This is a genomic window from Flavitalea flava (assembly GCF_054461575.1).
This window is the reverse complement of the sequence record NZ_JBTLQH010000007.1, coordinates 36,210-56,567: the sequence shown is the minus strand read 5'-3', so window position 1 is coordinate 56,567 and position 20,358 is coordinate 36,210. Positions and strand designations below refer to the sequence as shown.

The 20,358-nt window shown below is 46.2% G+C and carries 18 protein-coding genes; 13 read left to right on the top strand and 5 right to left on the bottom strand.

Annotation, left to right across the window (positions count from 1 at the left end; genetic code table 11):
- Positions 1-37: 37 nt before the first annotated feature.
- A complete protein-coding gene (gene tsaB, locus ACX0G9_RS09030; RefSeq protein ID WP_459064561.1) occupies positions 38-709 on the bottom strand; it encodes a tRNA (adenosine(37)-N6)-threonylcarbamoyltransferase complex dimerization subunit type 1 TsaB in 672 nt (223 codons plus the stop codon).
- 28 nt (positions 710-737) lie between these two features.
- A complete protein-coding gene (locus tag ACX0G9_RS09025) occupies positions 738-1,379 on the bottom strand; it encodes a 3-hydroxyacyl-CoA dehydrogenase family protein (protein ID WP_459064560.1) in 642 nt (213 codons plus the stop codon).
- A gap of 94 nt (positions 1,380-1,473) precedes the next feature.
- Between ACX0G9_RS09025 and ACX0G9_RS09020 the strand changes: the two genes are divergently transcribed.
- Positions 1,474-1,854 carry a RidA family protein gene (locus tag ACX0G9_RS09020; RefSeq protein WP_459064559.1) on the top strand — a complete coding sequence of 127 codons (381 nt, stop codon included), beginning with the start codon at positions 1,474-1,476 and terminating at the stop codon, positions 1,852-1,854.
- Between the two features lie 78 nt (positions 1,855-1,932).
- Here ACX0G9_RS09020 and kbl read toward each other — a convergent pair whose 3' ends face one another.
- A complete protein-coding gene (gene kbl / locus ACX0G9_RS09015) occupies positions 1,933-3,120 on the bottom strand; it encodes a glycine C-acetyltransferase (protein ID WP_459064558.1) in 1,188 nt (395 codons plus the stop codon).
- A 749-nt stretch (positions 3,121-3,869) separates the two neighbouring features.
- Between kbl and ACX0G9_RS09010 the strand changes: the two genes are divergently transcribed.
- The 4 genes from ACX0G9_RS09010 to ACX0G9_RS08995 all read left to right on the top strand — a co-directional run bounded on the left by ACX0G9_RS09010 (position 3,870) and on the right by ACX0G9_RS08995 (position 7,246).
- Positions 3,870-4,355, top strand: a complete 486-nt coding sequence (locus ACX0G9_RS09010; RefSeq protein ID WP_459064557.1) for an RNA polymerase sigma factor — start codon at positions 3,870-3,872, stop codon at positions 4,353-4,355.
- A 5-nt stretch (positions 4,356-4,360) separates the two neighbouring features.
- On the top strand, positions 4,361-5,620 hold the full coding sequence (locus tag ACX0G9_RS09005; protein WP_459064556.1) for an anti-sigma factor family protein: 1,260 nt from the start codon (positions 4,361-4,363) through the stop codon (positions 5,618-5,620).
- Positions 5,621-5,652: 32 nt separating this feature from the next.
- Entirely contained in the window at positions 5,653-6,516 is an 864-nt protein-coding gene (locus ACX0G9_RS09000; protein WP_459064555.1) for an outer membrane beta-barrel protein, read from the top strand.
- Positions 6,517-6,694: 178 nt separating this feature from the next.
- The gene (locus tag ACX0G9_RS08995) at positions 6,695-7,246 is read left to right on the top strand and encodes a L,D-transpeptidase family protein (RefSeq protein ID WP_459064554.1); all 552 of its coding nucleotides are present in this window, start codon (positions 6,695-6,697) and stop codon (positions 7,244-7,246) included.
- Between the two features lie 149 nt (positions 7,247-7,395).
- Here ACX0G9_RS08995 and acs read toward each other — a convergent pair whose 3' ends face one another.
- A complete protein-coding gene (acs, locus tag ACX0G9_RS08990; RefSeq protein WP_459064553.1) occupies positions 7,396-9,309 on the bottom strand; it encodes an acetate--CoA ligase in 1,914 nt (637 codons plus the stop codon).
- A 120-nt stretch (positions 9,310-9,429) separates the two neighbouring features.
- Here acs and ACX0G9_RS08985 point away from each other — a divergent pair, with 120 nt between their 5' ends.
- The 7 genes from ACX0G9_RS08985 to nth all read left to right on the top strand — a co-directional run bounded on the left by ACX0G9_RS08985 (position 9,430) and on the right by nth (position 15,262).
- Positions 9,430-10,974 (top strand): MFS transporter, encoded by a 1,545-nt coding sequence (locus ACX0G9_RS08985; RefSeq protein WP_459064552.1) that lies wholly within the window; start codon positions 9,430-9,432, stop codon positions 10,972-10,974.
- Positions 10,975-11,041: 67 nt separating this feature from the next.
- On the top strand, positions 11,042-11,326 hold the full coding sequence (locus tag ACX0G9_RS08980; protein ID WP_459064551.1) for a DUF6814 family protein: 285 nt from the start codon (positions 11,042-11,044) through the stop codon (positions 11,324-11,326).
- Between the two features lie 65 nt (positions 11,327-11,391).
- Positions 11,392-12,303 carry a gliding motility-associated ABC transporter ATP-binding subunit GldA gene (gldA, locus tag ACX0G9_RS08975; RefSeq protein ID WP_459064550.1) on the top strand — a complete coding sequence of 304 codons (912 nt, stop codon included), beginning with the start codon at positions 11,392-11,394 and terminating at the stop codon, positions 12,301-12,303.
- A 108-nt stretch (positions 12,304-12,411) separates the two neighbouring features.
- A complete protein-coding gene (eno, locus tag ACX0G9_RS08970) occupies positions 12,412-13,695 on the top strand; it encodes a phosphopyruvate hydratase (RefSeq protein WP_459064549.1) in 1,284 nt (427 codons plus the stop codon).
- 107 nt (positions 13,696-13,802) lie between these two features.
- Positions 13,803-14,120, top strand: coding sequence for an FtsB family cell division protein (locus ACX0G9_RS08965; RefSeq protein ID WP_459064548.1), 318 nt, complete (start codon positions 13,803-13,805; stop codon positions 14,118-14,120).
- Positions 14,121-14,271: 151 nt separating this feature from the next.
- Positions 14,272-14,523 (top strand): hypothetical protein, encoded by a 252-nt coding sequence (locus ACX0G9_RS08960; RefSeq protein ID WP_459064547.1) that lies wholly within the window; start codon positions 14,272-14,274, stop codon positions 14,521-14,523.
- Positions 14,524-14,614: 91 nt separating this feature from the next.
- Positions 14,615-15,262 (top strand): endonuclease III, encoded by a 648-nt coding sequence (gene nth / locus ACX0G9_RS08955; protein WP_459064546.1) that lies wholly within the window; start codon positions 14,615-14,617, stop codon positions 15,260-15,262.
- Between the two features lie 84 nt (positions 15,263-15,346).
- Here the strand turns inward: nth and ACX0G9_RS08950 are convergent, their stop codons facing one another.
- Complete coding sequence (locus ACX0G9_RS08950; protein WP_459064545.1) at positions 15,347-18,367, bottom strand: glycoside hydrolase family 3 N-terminal domain-containing protein; 3,021 nt, start codon at positions 18,365-18,367, stop codon at positions 15,347-15,349.
- Positions 18,368-18,455: 88 nt separating this feature from the next.
- Here ACX0G9_RS08950 and mutL point away from each other — a divergent pair, with 88 nt between their 5' ends.
- Positions 18,456-20,354, top strand: coding sequence for a DNA mismatch repair endonuclease MutL (gene mutL / locus ACX0G9_RS08945; RefSeq protein ID WP_459064544.1), 1,899 nt, complete (start codon positions 18,456-18,458; stop codon positions 20,352-20,354).
- Positions 20,355-20,358 lie beyond the last annotated feature (4 nt).

The window sequence follows — 20,358 nt, the reverse complement described above, 5'->3', positions numbered from 1 at the left end:
GAAAAAACAACCTTATACTGTTAAAATGATGATATAGTTATTTTCTCGTATGAGTGTAGAATTCTTTGGTATAAGCGGGCTCGCTATAAGCGAGTTCCGTAAATTCCCGTTGTAAATATCGTAAAAAAGATAGAATACCCAGATACCCCGCATTATAATTAATTTCCAGGAAAACTGCGTTGGAAGAAGTAATTAGAGGTTTACACTTATAACTCCCTCCTCCAAAAAACGACACGGTGCTATCCAGAAGGAGGTCTGAGAACGATTTTTCATCAATTATCATAGCCGTAACGGGCAAATGCTCCACCATGTCATTTTGGTAAACTGAAGTAAAAACTTCCATCCTCCTGGCATCGATCATAGGGCATAAAAAGCCAGAGGAAGCTCCCTGCTCCCTGGCGGCAAAAGCCATAACTTTCAGGGTATTTTCCGTGAGAAGGGGAATTTGCAATCCGTAGCAAAAACCCTTAGCAGCCGCCATTCCAACGCGCAAACCCGTATAAGATCCCGGCCCGGAAGTTACGGCGATGGCATCCAGATCACGCATCGAAAATCCATTCCCGGCTATTATTTTTTCGACGGCAGTATGCAACCAAAAGGCATGATCTTTTTGTTCTCCATTTTCGGAAATAGCCAGGGAACTGCCATCTTTCGACAAAGAAATGCTCCCTTTTTCCGTCGCCGTATCGATATTTAAGATTAAGGCCATGAGGTCGGTAAAATTTCTTAAATTTTAATCATATTTTAATATTGCTTAACTCTTTTTCCAAGGAATCGGCAATTGTGAAACATCCGTCTTTTTGATTTATCGAGGCAAGGAGGTGCCCGATTTTGTCCAAACCAATCTTTTTACCCCATTCAAAGGGCCCTGAAGGATAATGGGTTCCCAGTCTCATGGCCGTATCGATTTCCCCTTTTGTGCTCACTTCATCCTGTAAGGTATAATAGGCTTCATTGATTATTCCGGCCAGGATCCTCGCACTGATCAGACCCGGGATATCCGGAGCGATCCGGTATGGCCAGCCAAGCTGGTCAAACAACAGCCCAATGGACTCACCCCTGTTTTTGTCAGGAACTGCCAATTCAAGGGTGTTTCTTCCCAGAAATCCGGGCCAGGCATTGATCCGGAAGAAAGGCTGGCCTATTTCGGCAAGGGTATGAACAACGGAATTAATCACTACCGGGACCGGTAACAACTCGCTTAATTTCTCAATACGGGTCTTATCCATGGTAAATTCCAGGTCCATAAACAATCCGGCATCTGTATGCCTGCTCAGGGCATCCACTGTTTCGACCCAGGCCCACAAGACTCCAGGCGGGAATATTTTGGACTCCAGCTCCTTTTTTTGCTCCATTCCGGCCAATACTGCAATTTTCATCTGCTAAATTTTATTTTTCCGGGTCGGACGCAAAGATAACTATTAGCTTCATGCCTCGGGCTGCAACCTGCAAGCTTGTGGCTATATTTGCTTTATGGAAAAAAAGATCATTAACACCCCTAATGCCCCTGCACCCATCGGTCCCTACAACCAGGCCGTCCAGACGGGCAACCTGCTTTTTATTTCCGGCCAGATTCCCATCAATCCTGCTACCGGTAATATTGAGGCCACCGATATCATCGGCGAGGCCCACCAGGTTATGCATAATCTGAAGGCGATCCTGGCCGAAGCCAAAATGGATTTCAGTCATGTGGTAAAGACCACGATTCTGTTAAGTGATATGTCATTGTTCGGAACTGTCAATGAAGTATATGGAAAATACTTTAACGGTGACTTCCCCGCGAGAGAAACTTACGCCGTTAAAGGATTACCGAAGAATGTAAACGTGGAGATCAGTATGACAGCCGCATTTTAATGCGTCGCTTGTCCCCAAAGCAGAAGCCCGGTGGCTGCCGGGCTTCTGCTAGTATTTCTTATGGTGCCATTTGAATTGTTATTTAAGTACATTCAGTTCTTTACCGACTTTCGTAAAAGCGGCAATAGCTTTGTCCAGATGATCCTGTTCGTGAGCTGCGCTCAATTGCACCCGGATCCTGGCCTGTCCTTTTGCAACAACAGGGAAAAAGAATCCGATAACATAGATACCTTCATCCAATAATCTGGAAGCAAAATTTTGCGCTACGACAGCATCATATAACATGATCGGGACGATAGGATGGTCTCCGGGCCGGATATCAAACCCTGCCTCCGTCATTTTACTGCGGAAATATTTTGCATTGTATTCCAATTTATCCCTAAGGGTTGTAGCCTCACTCAGCATGTCCAATACCGCAATGGATGCTCCGGTGATGGAAGGCGCCAGGCTGTTGGAGAACAGGTAAGGCCGGCTGCGCTGACGCAACATTTCAATGATCTCTTTCCTGCCGCTGGTAAACCCGCCGCTGGCCCCGCCCAGGGCTTTGCCCAGTGTACCGGTAATAATATCGATCCTGCCCATGACACCATGGTATTCATGTGTACCCCGTCCTGTTTTACCCAGGAACCCTGAAGAATGGGATTCATCGATCATTACAATGGCATGGTAACGGTCTGCGAGATCGCATATCTTATCCAATTGAGCGATAGTTCCATCCATGCTGAAGGATCCATCGGTAACAATAATCCGGCTGCGAAGACCCTGCGCTGCTTTCAACTGTTCTTCCAGATCCGCCATATTATTATGTTTATAACGGTAACGTTGCGCCTTGCACAGACGAACCCCATCAATGATCGAAGCATGATTGAGCTCGTCAGAGATAATGGCGTCCTGGTCTCCGAACAAAGGTTCAAAAACACCTCCGTTCGCATCAAATGCCGCAGCGTACAAAATAGTATCTTCTGTTCCCAGGAAGATGCTGATCTTTTTTTCCAATTCTTTATGAATGTCCTCCGTACCGCAAATAAAACGGACGCTGCTCATTCCGTATCCTCTTGCATCGATAGCTTTATGGGCTGCCTCAATTACGGCAGGATGGGAAGAAAGACCCAAATAATTATTGGCACAAAAATTCAATACTTTTTTATCATTTACCACTATCTCGGCCCCCTGGGCGCTGGTAATGATCCTTTCAGATTTGAAAAGGCCGGAAGTCTTAATCTCTTCCAGTTCCGCAGAAATGCGTGTTACAAAAGAGGCATTCATATGTAAAAATTTAATCGGCTAAAAATAGGATCCCGAAAAAGACCCGTAACAGGGCGCAAATATATGATTTTCAGGTTCCGGAAAAGGATTGGAAAAATATAATCCTTTTCCGGAACCTCCATTAATGTCCGTACACATAGGCCGTGTACTATCAGGCCGTGCCTGATATGGATAAGTAGTTGAATTTTCTATGGTTAAAGAGGCCTTTTTGCTAAAAAATATTTTAATAATTCAACAAACTACCTGTTTTCTTAAACGGATTCCTGGCAAAAGCTAAATGAAGTAAATTTTTACCAATCTGTAACAAATTAATATTTAACTTCGTCTAATAAGAGAAATAGAATTCTCATGAAATACAGAGCATTTTTCCGATTATTTTTGGTGGTACTGATAGCTTCTATCAGCCTGATTCTCTTTTCCTATTCGCGAACAACCCGAACTTCCACGCCCGCCTGCAGCCAGGAATGCAACGAGAATGGGACAGGGAATTGCGAACAAAAAAAGAGCCAGACGGAATTTATTATCTGGGAATCGCTTTCACGTAATTTATTATCGATCAATCATTAAGGTACATTTTTCCCATTTTTGATCCCAACGGGGTATTCAATTAATCAACAGATCCGGCACCAATGCCAGGCCGATCTTTTCCTATCTTTTTTACGTTTTGTAACATTTATTCCCATTCCGCCGTATAAGTAAAATAAACCCGGATTGGCCCGTTAATTTTATAGCCTGACAGCTTTCAGCTTATGACAGAGAAAGACTACAATGACTGTGTTACGAGTTATGCGGATAATGTGTACCGCTTCATCCTTAAAAACCTCCGCCATGAAGAGGACTCGCGGGACGTGGTACAAACGGCTTTCGAAAAACTCTGGAAGAACCGGCACGAGGTGGAAATGATAAAAAGTAAATCTTTCCTTTTTACCATCGCATATCATCAGATGATCGATCATCTGCGAAAAACAAAAAGGATCCATCTCCGGGAGGAATTCAGAGAAGAAGCCCGGGTCACCGACACCCCGGCCCATAATTTAAAAAAAGTGTTGGAAGTGGCCCTGGCACGACTGAATGAAACTCAGCGGTCACTGGTCCTGTTGAAGGATTATGAAGGATATTCTTATGATGAGATCGGGCAGATCACTGGTCTTAATGAAAGTCAGGTCAAAGTATATTTGCATCGGGCAAGGATTCAGTTGAAAAATTATTTGATCAGTTTGGAAAACGTAATATAAACTCCATGATCACACGCGATAATTATGAGGAATTCTTTTTGCTGTACGTGGATAATGAGTTATCTCCGGCAGAAAGGCAAACGGTGGAAATATTCGTAGGAGAAAATTCTGATCTGGAAGAAGAGTGGACGGCCTTATTGGAGTGCAAACTAAAACCAGAAAACGATTCCATTTTTAAAGACCGGGATTCCCTGTTAAGGATTCCCTTTATAGCCGGAAGGGAATTGAATGAAGATAACTGCGAAGCCTGGTTTATTTCTTATATCGATGGAGAACTGGACGGGGAAGGACGTCAGCGGGTAGAACAATATGCGCGCCGTCATCCTGAAAAAGCCAAGGTGCTTGGTTTGCTCCGGCAAACGGTGAGTACTCCGGATCCGGCCATCGTTTTTCCTGATAAACAAATGCTCTATAAAAAAGAAGGAGAGAGGAAAGTCATTCCTTTACGATCACGACTGCTACAGATGGCTTCCGCAGCCGCTGTTATATTTGCTATAGGGCTGCTCCTTTTCCGTTATGGCGCTTCCGGTCCGCTGGCTTTTCTTAAAAACAGCAGGACAGGGGATACCGGCATAACAAAAAAGGCAGATACCGGAACACATCAAACAGAAAAAAAAGAAATCCAGTCTGTAACACCCGGATCTGCTGATCCGTTATATACTGGAAGTACGGGCAGTAAAAATCAGGAAGCCGGCACAGAGAAAACACAAGGGAACAAACAAGAGAACAAAGAGAAAACAAAAGAAGGAATTGCAGTTACGACCGCCAAGCCTTCCTTTGTCAATCCGGAGGGCTCCGTGGTGGCCGGTGAAGCGGAGAAAAAAAGAGGGCAACCTATAAAAGACCTTGCTGTTGCAGACAATAACAGAAAGGACAAGGTAATCAAACCTCCGGTGCTTATTGAACCGGTCGATGAAAAAAACAAGTCACAGGCTGACTTTGTGGAAGGCGCTAAGATAGCCAGGATCGAGAGCGGCCTTCCAGGAACAGTTTCAGCATTCGCTTACCCAATCAAAAATCCGGCACCAACAGATCAGGGAAAGTCGGGAAAAGATTTTGCTACACAGGCCTTATTGAATCCTTCGGGTACACAAGCAGAAGAAGACCTGGCTATGGAACCGGCTACACCCAAAAAAAATAAAATGCGGGGGATCTTCCGAAGAGTATCCAGGGTATTTGAAAAAACCTCCAGTCTGGATGATCCTGATGCAGATAACGGCAAACATGGGGTATTGATCGGGGCTTTCCAGGTCGCCCTCAAATAAACTTACATAAAGTATAATCTAAAAATTAACGGATGAAAAGGCAATTGATAATAATGGCAGGCCTATGCATGGCCCTATGCGGGCAAGCTCAGACCGACAGTACCGGCAAAATAATTAATCCTGCGCCCCAAAAGGATACCGGACGGATCCCCGGCAGCGATACGATCCGCGTCGGCAACCTGATCATCATAAAGAGCGGAAAAAAGGGTGAAAGTGAAAGCACCGAAGAGACCCGGATCCGCAAACGGCATAATAGTTACAAACCTTCCAATATCAGCACAAACTGGATCATCCTGGACCTGGGGTTCTCCAATTACAACGACAAGACCGATTATTCCTCCCTCCCAGCGCAACAATTTGCTCCAGGCTCTACCAGTGACTGGTTTCGCCTCAGGACAGGAAAATCGATCAATGTAAACATCTGGCTTTTTATGCAACGCCTGAATCTCATCGAACACGTGGTCAATCTTAAATACGGGATCGGTATAGAATTGAATAACTACCGCTATCAGGAAAACATCAAATACCTTACCAGTCCTACCAGGGTCATTATGGATACGATCAGTTACAGCAAAAACAAATTGGCAGCGGATTATGTCACCGTCCCCTTTATGCTGAACTTCAACTTTACTCCCGGCAAAAAAAATGGTTTTGGATTGAGCGCGGGGGCCAGTTTCGGATACAAATATTCTTCCAGGCAAAAATTGATCAGCGACAAGTACGGCAAGAAAAAAACATTTGATGAGTTTGACATGGAACCCTGGAAGATCTCCTGGATCGGGGAAGTCCAGTTAGGCCCGATAAAACTTTATGGTTCCTATGCAACAAAGAGTATGTTCCAAAAAGGATTGAACCAAATTCCATATACGGTTGGCATCCGCTTAAGTAACTGGTAGCTGATAAAGATTTGTACACAGTTCTCATGTGTAGTAGTAACACCGGTGCCATTCCTGGCACTGGTTTTTTTATGTCCGGTCTTCAGTCAATGTCTTATGGGGATTCCGTCAAAACTTTTCCACATTAAAAATATTTCATATCCAGGTTTCGTTACAACAGCAATAAAAAAGCTGCAAAATGACCATGACAAGAGTGATGTTGGGCAGTCTGTTGGTATTTACCCTGTTTGCCTTTAAGGACAGCCACAGAAGGTATGCTCACAGAAGTTTTTTTCATCGAAAACCCGAGGGAGAGGTATCTATCCTTATCATCAAATCCACGTATGAGTTACAGGTCTTCGACAAGGATGGATGGTATGCTACTTATCCGGTCGTGTTTGGAAATAAATCCCTGGAAGATAAAATGATCCAGGGTGATCGGAAAACGCCGGAGGGCGTTTATCATATCATTTCCAAACGCCCCCATGAAAAATGGGATAAGATCATGGACCTGGATTATCCAACCCCTCCCGATCTGGCTAAATTTAATGAACGGAAAGCAAAAGGTGTAATCCCAAAAACAGCTAAGATTGGCAATGGCATTGCCATTCATGGAACCTGGCCCCATGACGATAATGCTGTCGATGCCTACCAGAACTGGACGAACGGATGTGTCTCGCTGAAATGCGAAGATATGGATGAAGTATACAGCATCGCCCCGGTTGGCACCAGGGTGACGATTCAGCACTAATCGCCCGGAGGGCATTGGCCGTAGGCCCGACATGAGAGAGGAGACAGGCTGCTGCATCGCAGCAGCCGGGTACTATCAGGCAGCCGGGTGCTGCATCGCAGCAACCTTGTACTGTCGCAGCCGCAGGCTGCTATCAGGCATTCCGGTAACTACAACCTCCCACCCTTTATCTCTTCCACAATGGAAGGATCAAGCAGGGTAGTCGTATCCCCCAGGTTCTGCGTTTCCCCTTCGGCGATCTTCCTTAAAATCCTTCGCATGATCTTACCGCTTCTTGTTTTGGGAAGACCAGAAACCAACTGAATTTTATCCGGTTTGGCGATAGGACCGATTACCCGGGCTACGGTTTGCATGATGTCTTTGCGGATAAGATTTTCATCGCTTATTGAACCACTAAAGATTACATAGGCATAGATTCCCTGCCCTTTTATATCATGAGGATAACCTACCACTGCGCTTTCCACCACGCCGGTATGCATATTGATGGCATTTTCCACTTCTGCGGTACCGATCCGGTGCCCGCTTACATTCAATACATCGTCCACGCGGCCGGTGATCCGGTAATTGCCGTCCCCGTCCCTCAATGCGCCATCTCCGGTAAAATACAACCCGGGATAGGTCGCGAAATAGGCTTGTCTGCACCTTTCATGATCTCCATAGGTAGTTCGGACAATAGAAGGCCAGGGAAACCGGATACATAGATTGCCGCTGACATTATTACCAGTCAACTCTTCTCCTTTTTCATCAACCAGCAGAGGTTGAACGCCAGGTAAGGGCAGTGTGGCATGTGCAGGCTTCTGAGGAGTGATGCCTGCCAGGTTGGAAATCAACACACCTCCCGTTTCCGTCTGCCACCAGGTATCCACAATGGGACAGCGGCCTTTCCCGATATGATCATGATACCAATGCCAGGCTTCTTCATTGATCGGCTCGCCTACCGTTCCAAGCACTTTCAGGGAACTGAGGTCTTTCTTCTTTACATAATCCAGGCCGAATCCCATTAAACTCCGGATAGCCGTTGGGGCGGTATAGAGGGTATTCACCTTATGCTTATCTACCACATCCCAGAATCTGCCCGCATCCGGCCAGGTGGGAATTCCTTCAAACATAAGACTGGTCGCTCCGGCACTCAGAGGACCGTAAACGATATAACTGTGCCCCGTTATCCATCCGATATCCGCGGTACAAAAGAATACATCGCCCGGATTATACTGAAATACGTTCACAAACGTATAATTGGTGAAGATCATATAACCGGCACAGGTATGAACTACCCCTTTTGGTTTTCCGGTGGAGCCGGAAGTGTAGAGGATAAATAACATGTCTTCCGCGTCCATGGATATGGCCGGACATAAAGGATTTCCCTGGGTTTCCACTTTCCTGATCTCATCTTCCCACCATACATCCCGGCCTTTGATCATACTCACCGGGACACGGGTACGGGTCAGCACGATCACTTTCCGGATGGAGGGGCATTGTACCAGGGCATCGTCGATAACGGACTTTAAAGGGATATCCTTACTTCCCCGGTAAGCGCCATCGGAAGTGATCACAACGTTACACTGGGCATCCTGGATTCTGTCGGCAATACTTTGAGCGGAAAATCCTCCGAAAACGACGGAATGAATGGCACCAATCCTGGCGCAGGCCAGAACGGCAATGGCCAGTTCCGGCACCATGGGCATATAGATACAGATCCTGTCGCCTTTTTTTGCGCCATTATTCTTTAATACATTGGCGAACTGACATACCTTAAAATGCAATTCTTTATAGGTAAGGACCCGGTAATCCTCTTCCGGGTTATTGGGTTCCCAAACAATAGCGGGCTGGTCCCCTCTTTCGGCAAGGTGACGGTCCAGGCAATTCTCCGTTATATTCAGTTTTGCCCCTGAAAACCATTTGATATCTGGCTCTGTAAAATTCCAATCCAGCACTTTGTCCCATTTACGATGCCAGCTGAAATTACCGGCAACACCGGCCCAAAACCCCTCCGGATCTTCTACACTTTGTTTATACGCTGAATGATACTCTTCTAACGATTTGACCTGATGAGGGTAATTCATATGACAATTCCGACTTTTGGATAAATAAATGATAAGTTTGGAGCCGTAAATTTAGAATTTTATCGGTAATAAATTATACTAACTTTATCACTTTACCCTTAATACTTTACTAACGAGCCTATGTCATCAACATCAACAAAAGGAATATGGAAAGTTATTACGGCCTCATCCGTAGGCACACTGATAGAATGGTATGATTTCTACATTTTCGGAAGCCTGGCTACGGTCATTGCCAACCAGTTCTTTCCAAAAACCAATCCTACTGCAGCCCTTCTTTCCACGCTGGCCACTTTTGCCGCCGGTTTTATTGTACGCCCCTTCGGCGCCCTGGTCTTTGGAAGACTTGGGGACCTGATCGGCCGCAAACATACTTTTCTGCTAACGCTCATAATCATGGGCGGATCTACTTTTGCCATCGGCCTGGTACCGGGATATGACAGCATCGGATTCGCAGCCCCCCTGCTCGTATTATTATTCCGGCTGTTGCAGGGGTTGGCACTCGGAGGGGAATATGGCGGTGCGGCCACTTATGTCGCTGAACATGCCCCCGCACACCGGAGAGGGTATTTTACCTCCTGGATACAAACCACGGCAACCCTGGGTCTTTTTGTTTCGCTGGGCGTGATCTTATTGACCCGTCATTTTCTGGACGCGGATCAGGCCAGGAGCATTGAAAAATTCAATGACTGGGGATGGAGAATCCCATTTCTGGCTTCCATCCTGCTCGTGCTCCTATCCATCTATATCCGCCTGAAAATGCAGGAGTCCCCACTTTTCACCAAGCTGAAAGCGGAGGGGAAAGTATCCGTTAATCCTCTCAAAGAGAGTTTTGGCCATAAACGTAACCTGAAAATGGTCCTGCTCGCTTTATTCGGCGCCACGATGGGCCAGGGGGTGGTTTGGTATACCGGGCAGTTTTATGCACAATCCTTCATGGAAAATGTATGTAAAATCGATTTTGATCAATCAAGGACTATATTAATTTGGGCCATCTTGCTGGCAACACCCTTCTTCGTCATTTTCGGAGGATGGAGCGACAGGATCGGCCGGAAATGGATCATGCTTTCCGGAATGTTCCTGGCGATCATTTCTTACCAGTACCTATTCGGGCAATTGGTTACTTTATCCGATACCCATAACAAGACCGAGCTGGTCGCTCAAAAGGAAATAAAAAGCAGTGTTGGTTTTATTGGTAAAACGGGCAATATGCTCAGAACGGCAGCCAGCATCACGCATTATGAGGACGGAATGAGCGTCGCTGAAACCAAAAAAGATACGCTCTATGCGGATGGCCACACCAGCCTTAAAACAGAAGTAAAAACCAGCAAGACCGTAGGCACAGGGGATTATTGGAAGATGGTGGCCGTTTTATTCGTCATGATACTTTATGTAACCATGGTCTATGGGCCTATCGCCGCTTTTCTCGTCGAATTATTCCCTACCCGGATCCGCTATACTTCCATGTCCCTTCCTTATCATATTGGAAATGGCGTATTCGGGGGGCTGACTCCTTTTATTGCCACCTTGCTTACGACCATTTATAGCGGCCATAAGCTGGTCGGTCTCTGGTACCCCATTATCGTAGCGTTCGTCTGTTTGATCATCGGAGCTTTGTACATACCCCCCAACCCCCTAAAGGGGGAGCCTGAAGCCTTACATCCTTGAAGGGGGAGCACAGGCTTACACACTAAAGAAAGCAAAAGACAATATTCACCTGATAAAAAAAATTGACATGAACACCCCTAACGAGAAAAGCCGCAAGTTACCTAACTCCCCCTTCAGGGGGCTGGGGGGTCTTAAAAGAGCATTTGGCCTGTTGTGGATCCTGCTGGGACCACTGGCTATCTTTTACCTGATCCGGACAGCCGCTGACCAGATCACTAAAAAACCAGAATTGGACACAAAAATCCAATGGGGCGTATTTGTTGTAGTTTTTATTCCCATTGCCATCGGCATGATCCTGTTCGGTTATTATGCACTCAAAGGGGAATATGATAATGATAAAGCAACCTCCTGATCCCGCCATTAACGGGTATTTATGGCAGATTAGCCTATTTTCGTACCGTAAATCAGTAGCATAGCATGTCCATTGAAGTAAAAGAGCTCATAAAGACCTACGGCGAGCAAAAGGCAGTAGATACCATTTCTTTTACCGTAAATAAAGGGGAAATTGTTGGATTCCTGGGCCCCAATGGTGCAGGTAAGTCTACCACGATGAAGATCATTACCGGCTACCTGGCACAAGATGGCGGGCAGGCGATTGTCTGCGGCATCCCCGTCAAGGAAAATCCGCAGGAAACCAAAAAAAAGATCGGCTATCTTCCAGAAGCCAACCCGCTGTACCCCGATATGTATGTTAGGGAGTATCTGGACTTTGTTGCCGATATTCACCAGGTCAGAGAAAAAAGGAAGAAAATAGAAGAGGTCATCGCCATGGTGGGATTAACACCGGAAAGTAAAAAGAAACTGAGTCAGTTATCCAAAGGCTATAAACAGCGGGTTGGGCTGGCTGCCTCGTTAATCCACGATCCCGAGGTGCTCATTTTAGATGAGCCAACCAGCGGGCTTGATCCTAACCAGATCATCGAGATCAGGGAAGTGATCAAAAAACTGGGAAAACATAAAACAGTCCTTTTTTCTTCCCATATCCTTCAGGAAGTGGAAGCTCTTTGCGACCGGGTGTTGATTATTAACAAAGGAAAACTGGTCGCTGACGATCAATTGGACAGTCTTCGCCGGCAAAACAACACCAATATTATCAAGATTTCGTTTAAGGAGCCGCTGGAAATCCGTCGGTTGCAGGAGCTCAGGGGAGTTATTTCCGTCCGTAACCTTTCCGCATCAGAATGGGAGCTCCGAACCGATGAACCCGATGAGGTAAAAAAACAATTGCTGGAACTGGCTTTGCAAAACAAACTGAACATTGTTTCTTTGCAAAGTGAAGAGCAGAGCCTGGAAGATATTTTCCGGAACCTGACGACCCCCCAACCCTGAAGAGCCCGGACTGAGAGCAAATGCTGCCGGGACCCTGACAGCCAGTAACGACGAAAGCCATATGAATTAAGGAATCAACTACATTCAATTAAAAACTACGAACTAAGTATGAGCTACATTGCCGACATTCATGCAAGACAGATTTTAGACAGCCGCGGAAATCCCACCGTTGAAGTGGATGTTACCACGGAGAACGGTCATATTGGCCGTGCTGCTGTACCCAGCGGTGCTTCAACGGGAATCCACGAAGCCGTTGAATTGCGGGATGGTGATAAAGGGATCTATGGAGGTAAAGGAGTATTGAAGGCAGTAGCCAATGTCAATGATATTATTGCCGACCAACTGATCGGATTTCCTGTCAATGAGCAGGCCTCCCTGGATGCGCGGTTATTGGATCTGGATGGCACCGAAAACAAAGGCAAACTGGGTGCCAATGCCCTTCTTGCCGTTTCTATGGCCGTTGCCAAAGCTGCAGCCCTGGAATGCAAACTTCCTTTATATCGTTACCTGGGTGGAGTGAACAGCACCGTTTTGCCTATTCCCCTTATGAATATCCTCAACGGCGGTGTGCATGCAGATAATAAGATCGATTACCAGGAATACATGATCGTCCCGGTGGGTGCCGAAAGTTTTAGTGAAGGCCTGCGATGGGGAGTGGAGATCTTCCATCAGTTAAAGACCGTTTTAAAGAAAAAAGGCTTCAGCACCAATGTGGGTGATGAAGGCGGATTCGCACCGGATATCCAAAGCAATGAAGAAGCCATCGAAACAGTATTGCAGGCCATCGAAGCAGCCGGGTACAAGGTTGGCAGCCAGATCGGCATTGCCCTGGATGCAGCTAGCAGTGAAATGTACAAAGATGGCAAGTATAAATTTTACAAGAGCAGCGGGAAAATATTAAGCAGCGATGAAATGGTCGATTATTGGACCAACTGGGTAAACAAATATCCGATCATCTCCATAGAAGATGGGATGGCAGAAGAAGACTGGGATGGCTGGAAAAAATTAACCGATGCGATCGGTAATAAGGTTCAGCTGGTAGGAGATGACCTTTTCGTCACCAATACCAAAATTCTCCAGAAAGGTATTGACCTCGGCGTTGCTAACAGCATCCTGATTAAAGTGAACCAGATTGGTACCGTGACCGAAACCATCAATGCCGTACAATTGGCTCAGACTAATGGTTATACGACGATCATGAGCCATCGCAGCGGCGAAACCGAAGATACTACCATTGCAGATCTGGCTGTTGCCTTGAACTGCGGACAGATCAAAACCGGAAGCGCTTCCCGTACCGATCGCCTGGCTAAATACAACCAGCTTATTCGTATTGAGGAGCAATTGGGCGATGCCGGCGTTTATCCAAAAGGAAGAATTAAATTCAAAAAATAGACAGGGAACCCTTTGACTGGTGGCCGGATTTACTTAAATTTATCCGGCTACCGGTTTTTTTAACCCGGAATTCCGGGAAAAGGAAACCGAACAGGGAATATTAAAAAATGAAGTTTCTTACGCACATACCTTCCTGGTTAAAGAACAAATATGTACTCACGGCAACAGGTTTTGCCGTTTGGATCCTGTTTTTTGACTCCCGTGACTTTATTACCAGTCATTTCCGGGAAAGAGGGGAATTGCAGAAATTGGAGCAAAGCAAAAAATATTACGAACAACAGATCGCTACCACCAGACAGGAATTGGAACAGCTGAAATCCAACCCGGCAATATTGGAAAAATATGCCCGGGAAAAATACCTGATGAAAAGGGATAATGAGGATTTATACCGGATCCAGGAAGACAACACACAAATTACCCACTGATTTTCACTTTCTTACGCTTTAAAACTAATCAAAATGTAGCTCAAATTAATTTTTGCGGCTATACAATAACTGTACCCTGATGCCGTTTTGAGTATGGACGTTTTCTTTTTTTACTGCTTCGGATAAATTTGGACTTAAAAATGGTTTGCCTATGACACTCTTTACACAGGAGGATCTTTTGCTGTATTTGTATAAAGAGTCTTCCCCGGAATTAACGGTTGCTCTTGAGACTGCCTTAAAGGAAGACTGGATGCTTCGCGAGAAGTTACAGATGCTGCAATCATCCATTATTGATTCAGGATTAGGATCGGACAAAATCACCTTTTCGCCACGCATTGAAGTTATCCAACGGGTAATGAATTATGCCAGAGAAACTTCTACTGAATCAGTACAACATTCGTGATTGAATCAGTACAACATTCGTGATTTTTGACATGCCCGGATCTTCGTTTATGGTTATGCCGTAAATTCGCGGTCATTGAAATCCTTATGCAATGACCAGAAAGGAGCGATATGTCTTTGTATTAACTTATTTTAAGGAACATAACCCGGATGCAGAAACGGAGCTGTTCTATGCCAGCCCATTCCAGTTATTGGTAGCAGTGATACTTTCTGCCCAGTGTACCGATAAAAGGGTTAATCTGACCACTCCTGCTATTTTTGAAAAATATCCTGATCCCCAGGCCCTCTCCAAAACAAGTTTTGAAGAGTTATTCCCCTTGATCAAAAGCATCTCCTATCCCAATAATAAGACCAAACACCTGATCGGCATGGCTCAAATGCTGGTTGAAAAGTTCCATGGCGAAGTGCCGCTTACTATTGATGAGCTGGTTCAATTACCCGGGGTCGGGAGAAAAACCGCGAATGTGATCACCTCGGTCGTCGATAAACAACCAAATATGGCTGTGGATACGCATGTGTTCCGTGTATCCGCCCGCATCGGTCTGACCCTGAATGCGACAACACCCCTGGCTACGGAAAAACAATTACTTCAGTTCATACCCAAAGACCTTGTTCATCTCGCTCACCATTGGCTGATCCTTCACGGACGTTATGTCTGCGTGGCCCGAAGCCCCAAATGCGGACAATGCGGTTTAAAACCCGCCTGCAAATATTATCAGAAACACCCCCCGGCCCCCTAAAGGGGGAGTTCTAAAAAAGACTTAGAAAAAAGATTTCTTTAAATAAATTCCCCAATAAATACTAAACCGGTTCTGGATCCGGCTTTAGTGGGCCATGAGTTTAAGTTTTCTGTGTTTTAATTCCCCCTTCAGGGGGCCAGGGGGTCCCATCGCCTGATAGATGGTTTCCTGGATCCTTCCCCGGATACTCAACGTGGAGATCATCCCATTGTCTTCTTTTGGATTTACCCTGTTCGAAAAAAAGAGATAGAGGAGATCATATTTCGGATCCGCCCAAACCCCGATCCCGGTAAAGCCGGTATGTCCAAATGCCTGTTGGGAAACAGACAAACAGGGATAAGGATCTTTTCGGGTGGCATTGTCCTTTTCCGGTTTGTCAAAACCCAGACCACGGCGGCTGATGTCGCTATGATAGGCGCTAAAAAAATCGATCGTTTCTTTTTTCAGCAGGGTCTTTCCATTGATCGTTCCTCCGTTCAGCAGCAGCTGCAGCAGGATGGCCAGGTCATGGGCATCGCTGAAAAGGCCGGCATGACCGGCTACGCCGCCAAATAAAGCAGAACCGGGATCATGTACATCACCCCTGATCAGTTGCCTTCTGAAAATCGGTTCCTGGGCAGTCGGGGCGATCCTGTCAAGGGAAAAATGTTCCCTGGGTTTAAATCCCGTCGAATGCATCTCCAGCGGTTCATAAAAGGTCTTTTTCACATATTCATCAAGTGACATTCCACTGATGGCCTCCACGACCTTTCCCATGAATATAAAATCATTATCACTGTAGACATATTTATCCTTTGGCCCCAACTCGCTTTGCAGGATACGTTTATACAGGGTATCCTCATAGTCATGGCGCAGATATAAATTATCCGCTACCCGGATAGTATGCAGACTATCCGGTCTTGCCGTATATAACCCCGGCAGGGGAAATCCCTCCTTGCTATTGTCGATCGTCTCTTTATAGAAGGGAATAAATGCCTTAAGTCCTGCCTGATGCAGCAGAACATCCCAGATGCGAAGAGAAGCCTTATTACTGCCTCTCACCCAGGGAAGATAATTTCCCAGGGTCTTCTGCAAATCGAGCTTTCCTTCATCGTAGAGTTTCATGACAGAAACGGTAGTGGCGCAGATCTTGGTCACCGAGGCCATATCATAGATCGTTTCTTTATAGACCGCTTCTTTTTTATCATAGGTAAGATAACCGAATGCCTTTTCATAAGCGACCTTCCCATCCTTTGCCACGAGTACCACGCATCCCGGTGTAGCCTGTTTGGCAATAGCTTCCCTGCAAATTGAATCGATCTTCAATAAACGGTCTTGTTTAAAACCAAGCATCTCCGGATCTGCCGGAGGCAGGACCCCGACACCGCCTGTTATCCCCGAACCAACCTTTTCCAGATCAGAAACCGTTACCGGCAGTTTGCCCTTTGCTACAAATTTACCATTCAGCAGATCGGCGGCAACCTCCTGCGTGACCTCATCATCTTCATAACAGGCGACCAATGCCCTGGCTCCCGTACGATCTGAACCCGCGTGATCTGAGCCTGTCCCGAAAAAATTTTTTACCGGATAAGGATTTCCAAAAACAAAGGTCACGGCTTTATTCCTTTGTTGTAATTGCTGCATTAACCAAACGGCCGGATGACTGATCCCGAAATTAGCGGCAGGAAATCGTGCGTAATTATGCAGGCCAATCACCAGGACATCATAGCGGTTGCTTAACAGTTCCAGAGCTGCCGCCGCCTTAACGCTGTCCAGCCCGTAATCGAAATAATAAACCTGTGCATTATAGTCAGCACGCATTCTGCGGCTAAAGTTATTATCTCCCGTCAAGCCCATACCTATATAGGCTACCTTCTTTTTCCTGCCGGCCGGGAGCGGGAATACGGTAGAATCGTCATTACGCAGGAGGGTCAGTGCATTTTCGGCCACCTGTCTGCGCATTTCTTTTATTCCTTCGTTCAGGTCTTCCGTCAGGTGATGGGTATCGACCGGCTGCCAATTGGCAAGGCCATATTGATACTTGGCGTATAACACCTTTTTTACCCTTGCGTCGATGTCCTTCCACTTTATCCTTTTTTGTTTGATCGCCTCATTGATCTTCTGCACGCTAAGGACAACATTTCCTGGCAGGCATAACATATCATTCCCTGCAATCAGGGATTGGACAGAAGCATCACCATCCGGATAGAACTTTGCCACCCCTTTCATTTCCAGGGCATCGGTAAAACTGATCCCATTATAATGCAATTTTTTACGCAATAGTTTTGTTACATTATTATAAGAAAGCGAAGTAGCCTGGTTAGGGGTATTATCGATAGCAGGTATATACAAATGGGCGATCATTACACTTCCCACACCGGCCTTGAACAATTCACGGAAGGGATAGAGTTCCAGGGAATCCAATTGCTCCCGGGTCTTACTGATAACCGGCAGGTCTAAATGGGAATCCACGGATACATCTCCATGGCCAGGGAAATGCTTGGCACAGGCCATTACGCCCACGTCCTGCATCCCTTTCATATATTCTACTCCGAATGACGCTACTTTGTATTTGTTCTCTCCAAAGGACCGGTCGTTAATAACCGGATTTTCGGGGTTATTATTAATATCCACGACAGGGGCGTAGTTCACCTGGATGCCTATCCGTCTGCATTGTTCGCCAACCAAACGGCCATACTGGTAGATGAGGGAAGGGTCCTGTGTAGCTCCAAGCATCATTTGCCTTGGCAGCCCCCCAACGCTGTCCATCCGCATGCCCACACCGTTTTCCGCATCTATGCAATATAAAAGGGGTGTACGCGCTAACCCCTGAAAATAATTGATATACCCGGCCTGGGTAACCGGCCCGCCCTGAAAAAGACAGATCCCCCCTATATTATACTGGCGCACAGCCTCTTCCACCTCCTTATCATAGAAGATGACCTTGCGGCTGACAGGATCGATGGCAGACATGCGAACCACCATGAGCTGGGCTATCTTCTGATCGCCGGTCAGGGTCTTAAAGACACTATCTACCCAGGCTACAGCGGAAAGATCCGTTCTATGCTGGGCAAATCCCCCGGTAGCCGTAAAAAAGAAACAAACGGACAATAAGAAAATCTTCATATATGCTATTTGATTAACTAGCAGCAAACCTACATAAAATGTAAATACATCTATTCCCCGTAAATTTGCCGCTTAAACAGGAACAAAATTGCCAGACATCATTCAATTATTGCCGGATAATATCGCCAATCAGATAGCGGCGGGAGAGGTGATCCAGCGGCCGGCCAGTGCGGTTAAGGAATTGCTGGAAAATGCTGTGGATGCCGGAGCAACGGAAATTAAGCTTATTGTGGCCGATGCCGGAAAGGCACTGATCCAGGTTGTCGACAATGGAAAAGGTATGAGTGCAACCGATGCCCGTATGGCATTTGAGCGACACGCCACTTCCAAGATCAGGACTATTGACGATCTTTTTCATATCCGGACCATGGGTTTCCGGGGAGAGGCGCTCGCGTCCATTGCAGCGGTTGCGCAGGTTGAACTGAAAACCCGCAGGGAAGAGGACGAAACCGGGGTCTTTTTAGAGGTGGAGAACAGTTCCGTAATCCGGCAGGAGCCTGTCGCCTGTCCTGTCGGAAGCAATATTGCCATGAAGAACCTATTCTTCAATGTACCTGCCCGCCGGAATTTCCTCAAAAGCAATGCGGCCGAAATGCGTCATATCGTCGATGAATTTACCCGGGTTGCCTTGGGGTTCCCTGAGATTTTCTTCTCCCTGCATACCAACGGCCAGGAAATGATGCACCTGGAAAAAGGAAGTCTCAAACAACGGATCGTCCAGATCCTTGGCAACAGCCAAAACGCCAAACTGGTATCCGTACAGGAGAATATGGATTACCTCAATGTGTATGGTTTTGTGGGCAAACCCGAGACGGCAAAAAAAACGAGAGGGGATCAGTATTTTTTCGTGAACAACCGTTTTATCAAAAGCGCCTACCTGAATCATGCGGTAATGAGCGCCTATAAAGAAATGATCGCCCAGGACAGCTTCCCTTTATATGTGCTGTTCATCGATCTGGATCCTTCCCAAATAGACATTAATGTACATCCGACCAAACAGGAGATTAAATTCGAAGATGAAAAGCTCATCTATGCCTTTATTCAGGCAGCCGTAAAACGTTCGCTGGCCCAGTTCAGTATTACCCCTACACTGGATTTTGACCTGGACCCTTCCATTCAGCATCTGGATGCGGTAAGCAAACCGGTCACCGAAGACAATAAGGCTGCTGTCGCTTCTTCTTCTTTATACCAGACCTTCACACAAAAGAACCAGGCACATTTTATCGAACCCGATAAAAAAAGCGATTTAAAACATTGGAGAGAATTCTATGAAGGAAGCCCGGGAAAAGGAACAAGTGCTTCATCCGGCGGTTCTCTCGCCGATCCGGCCAGTTTTCTGCCAGGCGGCGATGCGAATGAAGATTCAACCGGTGATTATTTTGAATCCCAACGAACTCACCAGCACAAAACCTATCCCCTTGAAGGAGCCGAATTACGGCATTTAATGAATACCTATATCATTACGCCGGCAAATCGGGGATTTATCCTGATCCACCAGCAATCAGCGCACGAAAGGGTATTATACGACCGTTATGTTGCCGCTGCAGCAGGCAAAGGAATTGCCAGTCAAAAAAGCCTTTTCCCGGTAACCCTTCAACTGTCCGCTCCCGATGCTATCCTGCTACAGGACCTCAGTCAGGATCTTCAAAGCCTTGGTTATCTGATCGAGCCTTTCGGAAGAGATAGTTTTATCGTACAGGGCACACCGGCAGATACGGGCCAGGGCAATGAATTAGCTATCCTTGAAAATCTACTGGAACAATTCAAACATTTCAGCAGCGAAATGAAATTTTCCAAACGGGAAAAACTTATCCGTTCCATGGCCAGACAGCAGGCGGTGAAACCCGGCACCTCCCTTGGTGAAAAAGAGATGAGAACGTTGGTAGATGAATTGTTCGCCTGCGCCCAGCCAAATATCACACCCGGAGGCGATCCTACTTACATTGAGTTCAAAAAAGATTATGTAGAGCGATTATTTGGAAGATGAGCCT